Here is an 18009-nt window from a genome sequence, read left to right as displayed (position 1 = left end):
CAATTAAACAAAAATTTAACATAATAAAATTTGCATCCTAGACGAGTGGTCATACTTTTGTTATCCCAAAATTAGAAAATGTCAAAGACACTTAAACATGAAATCAAAGCAGACCACCTTCTAGAAAAGGGGTTAGAAATTATTTGGTCTAAAGGGTATAATGGTACAAGTGTTAATGATATTGTTAAGGCGGCTGATGTTCCTAAAGGTTCTTTCTATTTTTATTTTGACAGTAAAGAAGATTTTGCGATAAAAGCATTGGACAAATATTTTACGATGCAATTTACTCCTGCCATAGAAGTTCTGAAACATAGTGATGGATCGCCAAAACAACGTTTATTGAATTTCTATGAGTTCCGAATTAAAGTGCTAAAAGAACAGTTAAAATGTAAAATGGGTTGTTTAGGATGTAATCTAAGTAATGAAATGTCTGAACATAATGAAAACATAAGAAATGCTGTTCTTGATAGACATAATCTAATTAAAGAGGAAATAACTGCAGTGGTCAAGGAAGCTCAGAAATTAGGAGAAATAGATCCTTCTATAAATGCAGAAGATCTTGTTGGGTTTATAGAAGATGCTGGCAAGGGAGCAATGACGACAATGAAAGAGATGCAGGACTCGTATCCTATCGATAACCATATGTATATCGTAAAGAGTATGTTGATCAAATAATTTTTTTTAATATCTTAATAGACGACCGGTCAATTTTAATTTTTAAATAAAAATAAAGAGCACTTGTCCTAATATAGAAAATGAAAACGTCTTAACAAGTAAATATTAACAACAAGCACTTAGTCAATCATTTAAAATATATAATTGACTGGTCAACTAATTACAAAACAATGAACGCAATAAAAAAAATGAGTACTGCTACAAATGCATTTGCAAAACGATGGGCAGAGTTTGTTATAAAATTCAAATGGCCTGTTTTAATAGTTACTCTAGTCCTTGCAATGGGGCTAGGCTCTCAAGGAAATATGGAATTCGATGGTGATTATCATGTGTTTTTCAGCAAATCCAATCCCGAATTAGAGGCTTTCGATGCTCTACAAGAGAAGTATACCAAAGATGACAATGTAGTCATTGTTCTGACTCCATCTAATGGGGATATCTTTACCAAAGAAAACCTTACTGCAATAGAAGAGCTTACTGCTAACGCCTGGAACACTCCCTACTCTTCTCGCGTGGATGCTGTTACTAATTTTCAGCATACTAGTGCTCAAGGTGATGATTTATACGTAGATGATCTATCCTATGAATCCTCTACCAAAACCGAAGCTGAGATTGCCGTCATAAAAGAGAAAGCTCTGAAAGAACCATTGCTCGTGAATCGTATCCTTAATGAAATTGGATCGGTAACCGCTATTAATGTTACGGTTCGTCTTCCTGGAGAAGATAGTGCGAAAGAAATACCTGAGGTTACCGCTTTCATTCGCGGCACAATAGCTGATTTCAAAACAAAATATCCTAATTTCGAAGTACACTCTTCGGGATTAGTACCCTTAAACACGGCATTCTTCGAATCTTCTATGAATGACCTGATGTTAACTATGATTATGCTAATTATTGTAATCATTACTACGTTTGTTCTTACCAGAAGTATCTACAGTACCGTTGCAACGTTTATTGTAGTGATGTTTTCTATTATGAGTGCCGTAGGTTTTGTTGGATTAATGGGTATTAAACTTACACCACCTTCTTCTGTATTTCCTACGGTGATATTAACTCTTGCCGTTGCCGACAGTATTCATATTCTGGTTACTATGCTACAGAAAATGCGTAAAGATGGATACACTAAAAAAGAAGCTTTAGTAGAATCCATGCGACTTAATTTCATGCCGGTATTCATAACTAGTTTAACTACAGTCATTGGATTCCTAACCATGAATTTTGGAGATGTTCCTCCATTCTGGGACTTAGGTAATATTACCGCGTTTGGGATGACCATGGCATTCTTATTTTCCACAACCGCTTTACCAGCTCTTATGGCTATTCTTCCCATTAAGGTAAAAGCAAAAACAAAAGTAGCAGCAGAAAAACCAGGTTGGTATACATCCTTAGGACATACTGTTGCCAAGCAACCTGTGCGATTGGCAATTATTTCTACTGTTGTTATAGGTATATTAACATTCTTAGCCACTAAAAACAGATTTAATGATGAATTCATTAACTATTTTGATGAGTCAGTAACTTTTAGAACAGATACCGATTATATAAGTGAAAATCTAACAGGTATTTATAATGTCGAATTCTCTGTAGGTAGCGGAGAAAGTGGAGGAATTAACAGTCCAGAATACTTAAGAAAACTGAATGATTTTGAGGACTGGCTCAACCAACAACCTGAAGTAGTTCATGTAAATGCTTTTAGTGAAGTTGCCCGAAGAGTAAATCGTTCTATGCACGGAGACGATGAAAATTATTATAGAATTCCCGATAGTCGAGAAGAAGCTGCACAGTATTTATTACTCTACGAACTTTCCCTTCCTTTTGGATTAGATCTCAATAATCAAATCAATGTAGATAAGTCCGAAACACGAGTAACAGTAACCATTGAAAATATAAAAAGTGCCGACATGATTGCTTTTGCAGATCGAGCAGAAACCTGGTTACAAAACAACACTCCAAAACCTATGCATGCTATCGGAGTAAGTCCTACACTTATGTTTTCTACACTTGGTTTCAGACAAGCAGACAGTATGTTTAATGGTAATATCATTGCCTTGATCTTGATTTCTCTAGTACTAATGCTAGCCCTTAGAAATTTTAAATTAGGCCTCTTAAGTATTATTCCAAATGTGACACCCGTTTTGGTTGGGTTTGGATTTTGGGCATTATACAAAGCGCAGATCAATACTGGTATGGTAATCGTATTCGGGATGACGTTAGGAATTATAGTAGATGACACCGTTCATTTTATGAGTAAGTTTCTACGTGCACGTCGAGAATTGGGTTATGATGCCAAAGAAGCTGTGATTTATGCTTTCGAGACTGTAGGCAAAGCACTAGTTACGACGACAATTGTTCTTCTAGCAGGATTTACTGTTCTTTCTACTTCCTCTTTCGCATTGAACAGTTATATGGCCAGAATCACTCTAATCATTATTTCGTCGGCACTTATTATTGATTTCATATTACTCCCTTCCTTATTGATCTTAACAAGCAATAAGAGTGAATCAAAAGAAAATATAAAAGAGTTAAAACCACAAATACAACTTGATAAATAATTTTAAAACATATTTTACAATGAAAAAAATAATTCTAGCAGGAATTGCTTTACTAAGCATTTCTATAGTAACTGCACAAAGCGCAGAAGAACGAGGACTACAAATAGCTAAAGAAGCTGATAAAGCTGACCAAGGATTCAATAGTTCTATAGTAAATCTAAAAATGACCCTAAAAAACAAAAATGGTCAAACTAGTGAGCGTTTATTAGTTACAAGAACTTTAGAGCAATTAGATGATGGTGACAAATCAATGATTGTTTTTAATAGTCCAAAAGATGTAAAAGGAACCTCTACGCTAACTTTTACGCATAAAATCGGGTCAGACGATCAGTGGTTGTTTTTACCTTCTATCAAAAGGGTAAAAAGAATTTCTTCTAATAATAAATCCGGCCCTTTTGTTGGTAGTGAATTTGCCTATGAAGACCTTTCGTCACAAGAAGTAGAAAAGTATGGTTATAAGTTTCTAGAAGAAAAAGGAAACCTTCTTGTTGTAGAGCAAGATCCCGTTGATCCAAAATCAGGTTATACAAGACGAGTAGTTACTTATAATAAAGACAAGGCATATCGTTTAGAAAAAGTAGAATTCTATGATCGTAAAAACTCCCTATTAAAAACACTCACTTATAGTGATTATAAACTGTATAAAGGAAAATATTGGAGAGCATTGACCTTGGATATGGTGAATCATCAAAGCAATAAAGAAACACAATTAAAATTTAGCGATTATAATTTTGAATCCGAGCTTTCTGAAGATGATTTTACCCAAGTAGCGCTTAAAAGAGCAGGAAAATAATCATATAGCATATAGCACACATAAGGCAGGTTTTTAATTGTACTCTTACTCTTTACAAAATATCCCTTAGTAATTAAAACTGTCTTTGTGTGCTTTTTAAATTGTATTAAATGAGAATTAAAACCACTTTCCTTCTACTGATTTTATTATTCCAAATAAGCTCTTATGCTCAGGAAAAAGTTAAAAAAGTCACTCACGACTTCGAATTAGAGTTAGAAGGAGAATATCGATATTTTTATGAAGACGCTCTTTTTGAAGGTCAAAAGGATCATTTTCCATCACTCGGTATTACACCAGAATATTCTTTAGAATGGAACAAAGGATATGAAAGTATCAACTTCAAAGGTTTTTTTAGATTAGACGTTGATAACGAAAGAACACATTGGGATATCCGAGAACTTTATTATCAAAAGGCTAATAATAATTGGGAATTCAGTTTAGGTTTAAAAAAGGTTTATTGGGGAGTTACGGAAAGTAACCATCTCGTAGATATTATTAATCAAACAGATGCTGTGGAAACTTTTGATGGAGAAGAAAAACTAGGACAACCAATGGCGCAGTTTACCTGGAGTACAGAAAAATACGGGTCTTTTGATTTTTTCTATCTTCCATATCACCGAAAACGTACTTTTTCTGGAAGAAAAGGAAGACTTCGCTTTCAGACAGTAATTGATAAAGATGAACTAACGTATGAAAGTAGCGCAAAAGAATGGAGACAAGATGTTGCTTTCCGTTGGAAACATTACTTTAGTATTTTTGATATTGGTCTTTCTCATTTTTATGGAACTGGTAGAGAGCCTCTTTTTACATTTGACTCCGTCGGAAACATTAATGCTTTTTATCCAGTCATCAATCAGACAGGTTTAGACTTACAAATTACTCACGATGCTTTTTTATGGAAACTGGAATCTATATATCGCCATGCAGATGCTCAGGATTTCTTTGCTCTGGCAGCCGGCTTAGAATACACATTCTCTAATATCGATGGGAACGGTTTAGATATAGGAGTTCTAGGAGAGTATTTATATGACGAACGAGATGAGTTAGCTTTAAATGCTTTGCAAAATGATGTGTTTTTTGGTAGTCGTATCGCTTTTAATGACACACAAGATACTTCTATCTTGATCGGTGGAATTGCTGATTTAGAATCTAGTAGTAAAATTTTTAGCTTAGAAGCTTCCAGACGCTTTGGGAGCAGTTGGACGGCAGAAGTAGAAGCTAGAATCTTCAATAAAATTGATACCAATGAACTGATATTATCTAATTTCAGAGAAGACAGTTTCTTTAAAATTTCAATTTCAAAATACTTCTAAAAAAGATTGATTATCCAACTTTTAATTAACTAAAAACACTGTCTACTATTTATTAAGTTTAACGTTTTAACCATTTTTTTTAATCAAAAGTTAATTTGTTATAAAAAAGTAATATTTGATAATCTTTTGGGTTTCATCTAATGTTAATAACTAAAACACAAACTCAAATGAAAATCAACAAATCAATCCTAATCTTAGGTACAGCAATAGCTGTATTTGCTTGTTCAGAGAATGAACCTATTTCTGAATTAGAAAACCTAAACCCCGAAAACCCATCTTTTGACGGAGCTGAAAGAGCTAATTTCACAGAAACCGGAACAACCAAAGAAGGATATTATGCCGGATTACCGATTACTTATGAATCAATAGGTAGCGATAACATTTTTGAGGGAGATATTATTCTACCAAAAGATGAAATCTATACAGAAGATTCTAACTTTGTACTAGAAGATGGTCAGAACCCTTCGGAAAGCAAAAGTGTTGGAAGAACTTCAGGAAGATGGCCTAATAACACTGTGTATTATACAATAGCTAGTGATCTACCTAATAAATCGAGAGTTACCAGCGCAATTGCTAGCTGGGAAAATAATACCAATCTTACTTTTGTACAAAGAACGAACGAATCCAACTATATCTATTTTAGACCTGGTGGTGGTTGTTCGTCAAGCGTAGGAATGATTGGTGGAAGACAAAACATCAATCTAGCTAGTGGCTGTAGCACTGGAAACACAATTCACGAAATTGGCCATGCTGTTGGATTATGGCACGAGCAAAGTAGAGCCGATAGAGATCAATATGTTACTATTAACTTTCAGAATATTCAATCTGGTAAAGAATTTAATTTCAGAACGTATGTAGAGCAAGGTCGTGATGGTGATGAATATACTGGTTCTTTAGATTTTGGATCTATTATGATGTATGGTGCATATTCGTTCTCTAAAAATGGACAACCTACAATTACCAGAAAAAATGGAAGCACATACTCTGTTCAGAGAAACGCACTGTCATCAGAAGATTTACAGGGAATCGATAAAATGTATCCTGATGGAGGCGATGGAGGCGGTGAACCAACTTATGAAAATGGTCAGTATTATACCGTTTATGGGTTAAGAGTATATAGATATAATGATAAGTGGTACTATTACAGTTCTAACAACGGATGGAGAGAAGTTGTATATGTTAACGGTGCTTGGTACTATGCCTAAGATATAATTTAAATATAGTGATCAATTGTTTTAAGCCTTAGGTAAATTTACCTAAGGCTTTTAATTTTTAGTTGCAACGATATTCCCTATTTTTGGTCTGTTATTGAAAATCTTATGATGAGATCATTGTTATCCTTATTACTAATACTAATTATCATCTGTCTTGGGTGTAAAAACGAGAATACTGTTAACACCAAAGAGGAAATTGAAATTATTCAACTTGATAGTTTATCAAAAGAAAAAGCTGATATAGATGTATTAAAACTTTCTACACAAACAGCAAAAGATTTAGAAAGCTTTGAAGATTTCCAGAATCTTAAGAGCTTAATGCTGTCTATGAATAAGTCAAATCCTTTTCATATCAAGAAATATGCAGATAGTGTTGATTTATTAGTACAAAGTTTCAAAGAAAACTTATCCGAGGATTTAAAAGTGAATCCTATAAGTTCCAGAATTGCAGTATTAGCTACAGAATCCGGATTATTATTGCAGCTAGCGCAAAAGCAAAATCAAGATGCTCAGAAACTAATGGATGCCAATATCAGGTTACTTACTGCCTATAATAGTTTAATTATTCAGCTAAATGAGTTGTCATTGGCAATACCAGAAGATATTGAAAAAGAACTACTGAGAGAGCGAGATATTTTAAGGGACTCTATTCTAAATCCAGAAGAAAAGAATGTAGAAATTGAAGAGTAAGTTATTATGAAAAATATTATTATTTTTATTTGTTTAGTGATCGCGATTAGCTGTACAGCTCAGACAAAGGATACTAAAGTCAATGGCGCAAAACAAGAAATCAATCAGGTTTTAGAGCAATGGCACAAAGCTGCTGCTGATGCTTCGTATGATACCTATTTTGAGTTAATGACTGAGGATGCAATATTTATTGGAACTGATGCTACAGAAAATTGGGATTTGATCTCTTTCAAAGCATTTTCTAAACCTTATTTTGATAAAGGAAAAGCATGGAGTTTTAGCACTTTAGAAAGAAATATATTTACACAAAATACAACGAATCTAGCTTGGTTTGATGAATTATTAGACACACAAATGGGTATTTGTAGAGGTAGTGGTGTATTAGAAAAAACAAAAGAAGGTTGGAAAGTAAAACATTATGTACTTTCTATTGCAATACCTAATGAAAATGTAAAAGAAATCACTGCCCTCAAAAAAACCTTTGATAATGATTTGATTAAGAAACTAAGAAGCAAGAAAAATTAGAATAAAGTTTTTCTAAATTCTTCTACATTAGCATAGCACTTAGTTGCTCCGTTCTCTAATAATTTTTCTTTATTCTTGTTTCCTATTCCAACAAAATCTAAGGATAAATTCTGAGCTGTTTTTAGATCCCAAAGTCCATCTCCCACAGAAACGATACTTGTAAAAACTGATTTATTATAAAAAGCTTTTGCTTTTTCTACCGCATCCATAACAAATCCTTCTCTTGGTTCATGAGTCATAGAAGTAGCTAGTAACAATTTATCATACCAAATATCACATTGCTCTAACTTGAGCATTGCAGGTTTAGGTAATGCTCCTGTTGCAAAACAAAACGGTATAGAATTATCCCTAAAAAACTGTATTAAAGATTTAGCTCCTTTAATCTCTTTTACAGGATCAAATTTAAGCATTTGTGTAATCAGATTATTCTCAAAATCCCCTAATAGATTCTTCGAAAACTTATCTTTAAAATTACGCTCATAATTATAACGTAATGCATAGCTATCCGTATGATGTTTGTAGTTATTATAATCGGTATCGATATCCTTAATTCCGAGACTTATCATAGCTTTGGTAACAGAATTAAGATACATCGCTACACTATCCGTTAAAGTTCCATCAATATCAAATATGTATAATGTATCTCTCAATAGTACCGTTTTTTAACCTATAAAGAATATTTTAACGATACAATAAAATTTCTTCCAGCTCCTGCAATACCTGAAGAGTATGGTCTATAACGCTGATCAGTAATATTCTCAATTGTTAGGGTTGCCTGTAAACTTTTAGTAAATTGGTATCTTGATCGTATATTAAGTGTATACCAAGAAGGAGAATATGGGTTCCCATTTTCATCAAGCGCATATAAAAAGTCATTATTTTGCTGTGATGGTGCTAATTCTTCAAAATCAAACTGACCATTGTATATAGTGGAGAAATCGATCATCCATTTATCCGTAGTATATGTAAGATTTGTACTTCCGAATTGAGGAGCCACGTGTCTTGATGGTGAAATGGATCCATCATCCAATTCCTCTTCTCCACCCGTAAAAGTATATTTTGAAGAAAGGTTGAAGTTTTTTATAAAATCATAACTAATTCCAGCTTCAAAACCATAAACCTGTGCATTTGCAGCATTCTGAATAGCTTGTACATTACTCAATTCTCCTCCAAAAAGAACTTCCGTTTCTCCATTAAGTGAAAAATCTCTACGAACCAATGCATTATCAAGCTGCGTATAATAGGTTGCTAAATCGATTTTAAAATTTTTCCCCACATTTGCCGTCACTCCTATTTCGCCATTATATGCATATTCTGGTTCTAAATCTGGATTGGGCACAACCACGGAACCAGGTTCGGAGTCAAAAATTTTACCTACATCATCAATATTAGGTGCTCTAAATGCTGTTGAAAAATTTAATTTCCATTGCAAAATATCATTCGGCAACCAACTAATTCCTGCTGTTCCTGTAAATGCTTCTGTATCTAAATTAGCCTCAGTAAAAGGAAAATCAAAAAATACATCATCAAATTCCGAATATAAGATGATCCTGTTATATCGTATACCTCCTTGAAATCTTAATTTTTCACTCAGTTTACTTTTTAGACTAGCATAAGCTGCTATAGACTGCCAGGTAGATCCATCTGGATACCTAGAAGGCGCAGCTGCAATCTCATTAGTCGAAACATTAAGTTCTGAACCTTCAGAAGATACTTGGTTTAAAATATATTCTAATCCATAATATACAGTTGTCTTATCATCAAACTTCTTTTCAAAATCAAGATTCGCAGAATACGCATCTACATCTTCTTTCGTTCTAGACAATATATCTCCTCCAAAATCACGATCATTTCTACTTTCTTGAAAATTTTGATAAGCCGCTGTAAATTTAACCTTATCGTATAATCGATTTTTCCATTTATTGGTCAACTGAATATTCCCCATTAACCATTTTTGAGGTCCATAATACCAATCAGCGTATCTTAAATTTCCATCACTTCGACGAATCAAACGATCATATCTCGGGTAGTCTGATGTTTTTGTATAGATAAAACCTGCATTTATATCCCATTTTTCATTAGGTATAAAATGTACTTTTTGTAAGAAATTTATTTGATCATATCCAGTGAACTTCTGAGTTTCCGGATCATCATTTTCTATAACAGTGTCTACCCCATCAATAGTCTCTACATATTCATTTCGCAAATAATCATCAGGCCCATGACTTCCCATTTTCAGATCATCAAAGTCAGTATAGCTCGCGCTTGTCAAAAATGCCCATTTTTCTAAACCAATATTAAAATCAATATGACCAGTTTTCTCATTACTTGCACTAGCATACCTCATTATTGCATTACCACTCAATTTATTTTTACCACGTATCGCTATCTTGGGTTGAGCTGTATAAAAATTCATTACACCACCTACAGCATCACTTCCATACACTACAGATCCAGGACCCAATATTACTTCTGTTCTATCAATAGTAAAAGGGTCCACAGAGATTACATTCTGTACATTTCCTCCTCTAAAAATTGCGTTATTCATACGAACTCCATCTACCGTAAGCAATAATCTGTTAGTAGAAAATCCACGGATGATTGGACTACCTCCTCCTAATTGACTTTTTTGTATAAATACTTGACCACTACTTTGTAAAAGATCCGCAGAAGTTTGTGGTGTAGAAAAAGCTATTTCATCAGAGGTTATACTAACAATCTTTTGGGTAACATCTTTTTTATCTTGCTCCCATTTAGAAACCGAAATAACAACTTCTGATAATTGGTTTTCATCTACTTCAAGATATACAATATTAGAAGATGCAATAATTTCAGATTTAGTTGATGTAGCAGTGATATGAGAAATGTGAATAAAATATAGCGTTTCAGTCTCCGAAAAAACCGAAATATCAACCATTCCATCAAAATCGGTTATAGCTGTTTTTGACTTTGTTTTATTGTGAATTGTAACACTAGGGATCGGTTGATTATTTGATCTACTTAGTACTGTGATACTTTGAGCAGCATTATCTGTGATAAAAAATAAAGTGAATACAACAACTAAAAATAAGCGCATTACTTAATTAAAAATTTCATTCAAAATAGAAAGCGACTTCGGTTTTTTAAAACCGTGCAAATGTAGCTCAAAATATACTAATAACATGTTAAGAATTTCATTTCTTACTATCCTAGACATTTTAATACTCATACTTTCTTCAAATGTCGTGCCTAAAAACTCCTTGAATATCAAAACACTATTTCCTTCCACACAATATATATTAGAAGTATCATCCTGAAAACAGCCATCCTGCATATTAAAAACAGACAAGGACATATCTGACACATCAGGATAAAAACCTAAATACTGTGTAAGTTTTATCAAAAATGAAATATGAAAATTACCAATATTATCGTGAGAATCTAACCACAAAAATGTGGTTTCCAGGTAATGAAAAAGCTCTTCGTTTACTTCTTCTTCCCGAATTGTATTTTTTAATATTTCTGAAAGAAAAAACACTAATGAGCTTTTTACAAAATCTGTATGCAGAGATTGATATGGAATTAGAATTTTAGCTTCTTTAATTCTTTCTAAAGTACCTTTATCTTTATGATTAGCTTCTATCTCTAATAACGTCAAAGGCTGAAACAACGATGCTCTTATTTTTCCTCGTTTGGATTTTAATATGCCTTTTAATAGATAGGAGCGTAATCCGCTGGTTTTTGTTAACAAAGAGACTATTAAATCACTTTCTCCATAACGCAAAGAGTGAATTACTATAGCCGAAGTCTGCACAATCATTATCTAACAATCAAAAGCTTAGAAACAGTGGTTTCGCCCTGATCTTCTCCGGTAACTAAAATAAGATAGACTCCAGAAGCGACTTTATGTCTTCCAAAGGCAGTAGTATCCCACTGAATACTTCCTCCTTCGCTAATTTCTTCATACACTAAATTACCTTCGATATCTGTAATCTTAACATTTGCTCTGCTTGTTAATCCCTTTATGGTAACTCGCCCATTAAATCCCGGCCTTACGGGATTAGGAAATGCTGCTACGTTATCTAGATTACTTTCGGGTCCTGTTGCTGTTCCTTTAAATTCAAGCAACCCTAGTTCAGTTGCAAAATAAACGGACCCAGTAGAATCATCTACAGAAATGTCTCTAACATTATTTGTAGGTAAGGGAGAATTATCTTTTGTGAAATGAGCTAAGGTTTCCTGACCATCTGAAGAGAAATAAAACACACCTGATGATGCTGTTGCTACCCACTTGTTATTAGATCCATCTGCTTCAATATCTGTGATTGTTTGATCAAATAAAAGTTCTTGAGGAACACCTTCGTTGTCCAAAATAATAATCTGACTAGCTTGCGGATTACTTTGTTGGAACACTCCCGAAGTATTAAATAGCACTCTGATTCCTCTAAAGGTACCTATCCATAGTTGATTATTTCGATCTACTTCTAAAGCCAAAACGTAATTACTTGGTAAATTAGAACCTTCTGCTTCTCCTGATAACTGAATCAGGTTTCCTGTATTAGAATTATAACCAACTACTCCAGAACTCCAACCACCAAAAAAAACATTGCCATCCCTGTCGATTACTGTATCTGCATAACCCAGATTGAGTCCTAGATTTAAAGAAGAAACATCCACGTTAAATATTTCTCCATTGTTCGGAGAAAATCTTTTTAACCCATTATCTACTCTAGAATGGTTTATCCAAAGATTACCACTCGAATCAAACACTGAACCATTTAACCTTAGAAGACCTTCAAAACCGCTGTTAGTTTCATTATACAATTCAGTGGCAACGTTATTATTTATCTCTAATAAACCGTCCTCATAACTACTAATAAAAACCTGATCTTCATTATTAGGATTTATAGTAATATGAGATAGAGATGTCACTCCAAGTACTTCATCTTTAGGAATATTAAACCATCCACCTGATGTAAGTTTACTAATACCACACTGCTTAAGTGGTCCAAATCCAAATGGATTAAAATTCACATCATACCGACCAAAAACCACCCATAAATTATCATTTAAAGCTTCTAAACCAAAAGCAGAATTAAGTAATGGACCCTCAGGAGTAACCGAAGTTTTAGAATTTAAATTGTTTAAATCAATCTCTAACAATCCTCTACTCTGAGTTCCAATGTATATATTATTATCAAAGGTTAACGCAGAATTAAGTGAAAAAGTATCCTCTGGAGTACTGATAACAGATGCTATCTCCTGAAAGTTGGAGTCCACTACTAAAGCATTATTAGATGTAACTACAGTTAAACCTTCTGAACTAACAGATGCATCTATTACATTGGCTGAAGCTGTAACAACGGTGGTTAAAACAGTACTCTCTAATCTGCGGACAAGGTTGTTATTTTCCCAAACCAGAATTTCATCGTTAAACAATGTAATCCCATTATACCCTCCAGGAATCAAAGTGGTCCATTGGTTAAAATCGACCAGATTTGGATTATTAACACCAGCTACTAATATACCGTTACTAGCAGTAGTTGCATATATAGAATTATCTGATACGGTTGTTCCTGTAATATTTATTTGTGATCCTGCCGGGCCAACAAAAAACGTATCTCCAAATTCAATTCTTTCTAAATTAAACTCTACAAGCCCAAACTCCGTAGAAATTAATAATTTATCCTGATTCTCGAAAAAGTGATTAATTCTTTTTTGTGTTGGAGGAATTGTCGGTTTTTCTAATATATCAATAAACGTTCTAACCTCATCATCAATCACCAGTTCCAATAATCCATTTTCATAACCAATAACCGTAATATCATATATGGAACTGTGATAAATAGTAGAAATAACTTCTCCAGATAAACCATTTATAGTTGAAAAAGTTTCTGAAGTTCTAGTATCTGTATCATAAATAAAAACAGCGTTCTCAGAAGCCACATAAACTTTATTGTCGATTGCATATGTATCTCTAACCTGAAAATACGAATAATGCCCTGTCCACTGATTACTGAAATCTTGAGCAAAAAGACACAATGGAAAAATTAGGAGTATTAATTGTCTGAAATATTGCATAATTTATGAGTGATATTAACCTGCCTTGATAACACGCTAAAATACTAAATATTGCTTTTAAATAATGAAAAAAGCCGTTCTAATCTAGTAAGAACGGCTTTGATTATAAATACCTATTATTATTTATATAACTCCTTGTGCCAGCATAGCATCAGCAACTTTTACAAAACCTGCAATATTTGCTCCTTTTACATAATCCACATATCCATCTTCATTGGTACCATATTCAAGACAAGCAGAATGAATTTCTTTCATGATTTGCCTTAATTTCTCATCTACTTCTTCGCGAGTCCATTTATATCTCAGCGAATTTTGAGTCATTTCTAATCCAGACGTTGCAACACCTCCTGCATTAGATGCTTTACCTGGTGCAAAGAAAATTTTTGCTTTGTGGAAAACTTCAATTGCCTTATGTGTACTTGGCATATTTGCTCCTTCACTTACACAAATACATCCATTAGCAACTAGTTTTTCAGCATCATCACCCTGTAATTCATTTTGTGTTGCACAAGGTAATGCTATGTCGCATTTCACCTCCCAAGGAGTCTTCCCTTTATGAAACTCTGCTGATGGATACTTCTCAACATATTCATGAATACGCCCTCTTTTTACATTTTTAAGTTCCATTACAAAAGCTAACTTTTCTGCATTAATACCATCCGCATCATAAATATATCCGGATGAATCCGATAAAGTAACCACCTTTCCTCCTAGTTGTGTTGCTTTCTCTGCTGCATATTGCGCTACGTTACCAGAACCTGAAACAGTCACTATTTTTCCTTCAAAAGAATCACCTTTAGTTCCTAACATGTCTTGTGCAAAATACACAGTACCATATCCAGTAGCTTCTGGACGGATCAATGATCCTCCCCAAGTAATTCCTTTACCAGTAAGTACACCGGTAAACTCGTTACGCATTTTACGGTACATCCCAAATAAGAATCCAATCTCACGACCTCCTACACCAATATCGCCCGCAGGAATATCAGTATTAGGTCCGATATGTCTAAAAAGCTCACTCATAAAACTATGGCAAAAACGCATAATCTCATCATCAGATTTTCCTTTAGGGTCAAAATCAGATCCTCCTTTACCACCACCCATAGGAAGCGTAGTCAAACTATTTTTAAAAACCTGTTCGAAAGCCAAAAACTTTAAGATACTTAAATTCACCGAAGGGTGAAAACGAAGCCCTCCTTTATATGGACCAATTGCAGAATTCATCTGAATTCTATACCCTCTATTTACATGTATTTCTCCTTTATCATCTACCCAAGGTACACGAAACATTATAGCTCTCTCGGGTTCTACCATTCTTAATAGAATGTTTTTCCCATTATAAATTTCTTTTGTTGCGATATAAGGAATTACCGTTTCCGCAACTTCTTGTACTGCCTGTAGGAACTCTGGCTCATGCGCGTTACGAGCTCTTACTTCTTCCATAAATGCATCTATCTTTGCTTGCATATGTTAATAGGATTAAAATATTCTTGTTTAAAGGTTAATTTAACGTGTCAAATATATGTTATTCTCAAAAAAATACATCTATTTTTTTGAATTTAATAATACTTTATCCAATTGCTTGTTCTAAATCTGCAATTAAGTCATCTACATCTTCTATACCAACACTTAATCTAATCAATGAGTCTACTACTCCTGTTTTCTCACGTTCTTCTTTTGGGATTGATGCATGTGTCATACTAGCTGGATGTCCAGCTAAACTTTCTACACCTCCAAGCGATTCTGCCAAGGTGAAAATCTTTAAATTTTCTATTATTTTGATCGCTTCATCAAAATTACTGCCTTTGGGAACAAAGGATATCATACCTCCATATCCATCCATTTGTTCTTTAGCAATATTGTGATTAGGATGATCTTCAAATCCTGGCCAATATACTTTTTCAATCTTAGGATGGTTTTTAAGGTATTTCGCAATCAACTCTCCATTTTCGCAATGACGTTGCATACGAATGTGCAATGTTTTAATTCCCCTAAGTGCTAAAAAACTATCCTGAGGCCCACAAACAGCTCCACTGGCATTCTGAATAAAGTACAAACGTTTCGCAACCTCATCATCTTTAACAATTAAGGCTCCCATTACTAAATCACTATGTCCTCCTATATATTTAGTAGCACTATGCATTACAATATCAGCACCGAGATCTAAAGGCTTCTGTAAATATGGCGTTGCAAATGTATTGTCCACCGCCAACAAAACATTATGTTTCTTTGACACCTTAGCGATTGCTTTGATATCAATAATATTCATCATCGGATTCGTTGGCGTTTCCACCCAGATCAATTTGGTATTTTCATTCACATACGATTCAACCTTATCGGCATTTTCCATTCCAATGAAGTGAAATTTGATTCCAAAATCTTCAAAAATCTTAGTAAACAATCGATAAGTCCCTCCATATAAATCATTAGTAGAAATAACTTCATCTCCCTGCTTTAGCAACTTAATCACTGCATCGATAGCAGCCAATCCAGATCCAAACGCCAAACCATGTTTTCCATTTTCTATACTTGCAAAAGAATTTTCTAATGCTTTTCTCGTTGGATTATGTGTTCTACTATATTCAAATCCTTTATGTCCTCCGGGTGTTGTCTGGGCATACGTAGAAGTTTGATATATTGGAGGCATTACGGCTCCATAAGCAGGATCATGTTCTTGTCCTCCATGTATGGCTTTAGTATTAAATTTCAATACTTTATATTTTTATAATAATTCTTAATTTTTTGACGTTCCTTTAGTCAACTCTTATATTTTCGAACAGAAAAAATTAACTTGCACTTTTTTATGTTAAAAAACTGAACAAATGTATGATTTAATTCGTTCTAATCATATCTCAATGAATACCTTTAGTAGATGATTAACACAAAACCTAACACCATGCTGAGGGTCATTTTTTTTCTAGTGATTCTAGTGTATTTTAACAGTTGTGAGACTAGCGAATCTTTCACTTTCCAAAAGCGAACAATAACCATTGATGATTTTTTTGACTGTCAGGCGACGGATTGTGCCATTACAGAAATCTTTCTCTTAGAATCTGTAAGTGAAAGTGAGATTTCGAAAAGTATCAATGTAGAAATCGAAAAAGCTGCTTCCTCTCTCTTAAATATGGAAGATGATGTCTCTTTGAACTCGATGGAAAAGGCTCTTAAAAGCTTCAATACTTCTTATCAAGAGATGAAAAAAGAGTTCCCTCAAGAAACAATTCCATATGAAGCTAGCATCAATTGCGATATGAGTTTCCAAAATACTGACATACTCTCTGTACTTGTGGATTCTTATATTTTTACCGGCGGAGCTCACGGAAGTGGTAATTCTACTTACTTAAATATACATCTAAAAACTGGTAAAACTATAGCAAACGAAAAGTTGATAAAAGATTATAATAATTTTTCAAATTTTGTAGAAAATGTGTTTAGAATAACTCACTCAATCCCTGAAAATCAATCTATAAATAGTACCGGATTCTTTTTTGAAAATGATACGTTTGCACTTCCTGCTAACATTGGTCTGACTGATACTCATCTTATTTTGTTGTATAATCAATATGAAATCAGTTCATACGCTGAAGGGCCTATAGAATTAAAATTCGATAAGGAAGAAGTTGTAGATTATTTTACTATAAATATACTATAGTGATTTTTTAAGTGCTAAAATATAACCAAGGTGGATTCCTTCATGAAAATTATTAAAACTCATAGCGTCTTTTACAGATTTTAACACAAAACCAGTACTTGTTGGGTATTCTTGATACTCCTTAAAAATCCCCGCACTAATATCTTCTTCTGTTTTGTCCAAAGTAGAAAATAATAATTCCTTGATTGTATTCACTTCTTCTTGTGATACCATTCTTTCTGTTTTGGTTCCTTTCTTATAAAGACTTATCATTTCATCATCAATCATTAGAGGCAACCCACTTAATTTATAAACAAGTAATTGTTGTGTGACTACTACATGTGCAATATTCCAGATCAAATTATTAGAAAATCCTTCAGGAACTTTGTTAAGATCCTCTAATGAATAATTATCCATAATTTTGAGAAGTAATTTTCTATTGGTTCTTGTAATCTCTAACTGGTCTTTCATATCTACTTAGTAAATGTTCTTAATTTTTAGCCAAAAATATGAGTTTTCATTGTGAAATGAATTTCCTTTGTGTTGATTTTTGACA

Annotated in this window: 15 protein-coding genes; 8 read left to right on the top strand and 7 right to left on the bottom strand. The window is 33.6% G+C overall.

Annotated features, from left to right (window positions below):
• Positions 1 to 78 precede the first annotated feature (78 nt).
• The 7 genes from Q0910_RS05380 to Q0910_RS05350 all read left to right on the top strand — a co-directional run bounded on the left by Q0910_RS05380 (position 79) and on the right by Q0910_RS05350 (position 7762).
• Positions 79 to 675, top strand: coding sequence for a TetR/AcrR family transcriptional regulator (locus tag Q0910_RS05380; RefSeq protein ID WP_299213339.1), 597 nt, complete (start codon positions 79 to 81; stop codon positions 673 to 675).
• Between the two features lie 170 nt (positions 676 to 845).
• Positions 846 to 3227 (top strand): efflux RND transporter permease subunit, encoded by a 2382-nt coding sequence (locus Q0910_RS05375; protein ID WP_299213338.1) that lies wholly within the window; start codon positions 846 to 848, stop codon positions 3225 to 3227.
• Between the two features lie 19 nt (positions 3228 to 3246).
• A complete protein-coding gene (locus Q0910_RS05370; protein WP_299213337.1) occupies positions 3247 to 4020 on the top strand; it encodes an outer membrane lipoprotein-sorting protein in 774 nt (257 codons plus the stop codon).
• Positions 4021 to 4130: 110 nt separating this feature from the next.
• Positions 4131 to 5333, top strand: coding sequence for a hypothetical protein (locus Q0910_RS05365; protein WP_299213336.1), 1203 nt, complete (start codon positions 4131 to 4133; stop codon positions 5331 to 5333).
• Positions 5334 to 5500: 167 nt separating this feature from the next.
• Positions 5501 to 6538: a M12 family metallopeptidase gene (locus Q0910_RS05360; protein WP_299213335.1), complete on the top strand. Its 1038-nt coding sequence runs from the start codon at positions 5501 to 5503 to the stop codon at positions 6536 to 6538.
• A 114-nt stretch (positions 6539 to 6652) separates the two neighbouring features.
• The gene (locus tag Q0910_RS05355; RefSeq protein ID WP_299213334.1) at positions 6653 to 7237 is read left to right on the top strand and encodes a hypothetical protein; all 585 of its coding nucleotides are present in this window, start codon (positions 6653 to 6655) and stop codon (positions 7235 to 7237) included.
• A 6-nt stretch (positions 7238 to 7243) separates the two neighbouring features.
• On the top strand, positions 7244 to 7762 hold the full coding sequence (locus Q0910_RS05350) for a nuclear transport factor 2 family protein (RefSeq protein ID WP_299213333.1): 519 nt from the start codon (positions 7244 to 7246) through the stop codon (positions 7760 to 7762).
• Here the strand turns inward: Q0910_RS05350 and Q0910_RS05345 are convergent.
• The 6 genes from Q0910_RS05345 to Q0910_RS05320 all read right to left on the bottom strand — a co-directional run bounded on the left by Q0910_RS05345 (position 7759) and on the right by Q0910_RS05320 (position 16532).
• On the bottom strand, positions 7759 to 8412 hold the full coding sequence (locus Q0910_RS05345; protein WP_299213331.1) for an HAD family hydrolase: 654 nt from the start codon (positions 8410 to 8412) through the stop codon (positions 7759 to 7761). The two genes, Q0910_RS05350 and Q0910_RS05345, sit on opposite strands and share 4 nt — an antisense overlap.
• Before the next feature lie 17 nt (positions 8413 to 8429).
• Complete coding sequence (locus tag Q0910_RS05340) at positions 8430 to 10838, bottom strand: TonB-dependent receptor (RefSeq protein WP_299213329.1); 2409 nt, start codon at positions 10836 to 10838, stop codon at positions 8430 to 8432.
• A gap of 3 nt (positions 10839 to 10841) precedes the next feature.
• On the bottom strand, positions 10842 to 11561 hold the full coding sequence (gene recO, locus Q0910_RS05335; protein ID WP_299213327.1) for a DNA repair protein RecO: 720 nt from the start codon (positions 11559 to 11561) through the stop codon (positions 10842 to 10844).
• Entirely contained in the window at positions 11561 to 13822 is a 2262-nt protein-coding gene (locus Q0910_RS05330) for a two-component regulator propeller domain-containing protein (protein ID WP_299213325.1), read from the bottom strand. The genes recO and Q0910_RS05330 overlap by 1 nt, the downstream gene beginning before the upstream one ends.
• Before the next feature lie 123 nt (positions 13823 to 13945).
• A complete protein-coding gene (gdhA, locus tag Q0910_RS05325; RefSeq protein WP_299213323.1) occupies positions 13946 to 15289 on the bottom strand; it encodes an NADP-specific glutamate dehydrogenase in 1344 nt (447 codons plus the stop codon).
• A 103-nt stretch (positions 15290 to 15392) separates the two neighbouring features.
• Positions 15393 to 16532 (bottom strand): cystathionine gamma-synthase, encoded by a 1140-nt coding sequence (locus Q0910_RS05320; protein WP_299213321.1) that lies wholly within the window; start codon positions 16530 to 16532, stop codon positions 15393 to 15395.
• A 186-nt stretch (positions 16533 to 16718) separates the two neighbouring features.
• Between Q0910_RS05320 and Q0910_RS05315 the strand changes: the two genes are divergently transcribed.
• Positions 16719 to 17474: a DUF3298 and DUF4163 domain-containing protein gene (locus Q0910_RS05315; RefSeq protein ID WP_299213319.1), complete on the top strand. Its 756-nt coding sequence runs from the start codon at positions 16719 to 16721 to the stop codon at positions 17472 to 17474.
• Here Q0910_RS05315 and Q0910_RS05310 read toward each other — a convergent pair.
• Positions 17469 to 17924, bottom strand: coding sequence for a DinB family protein (locus Q0910_RS05310; protein ID WP_299213318.1), 456 nt, complete (start codon positions 17922 to 17924; stop codon positions 17469 to 17471). The genes Q0910_RS05315 and Q0910_RS05310 overlap by 6 nt on opposite strands.
• Between the last annotated feature and the right edge of the window lie 85 nt (positions 17925 to 18009).

Origin of the sequence: uncultured Aquimarina sp. (assembly GCF_947495315.1) — a bacterium.
GTDB lineage: Bacteria > Bacteroidota > Bacteroidia > Flavobacteriales > Flavobacteriaceae > Aquimarina.
Note: the sequence above shows the minus strand (reverse complement) of the source record. Positions and strands in the feature narration are given on the sequence as shown.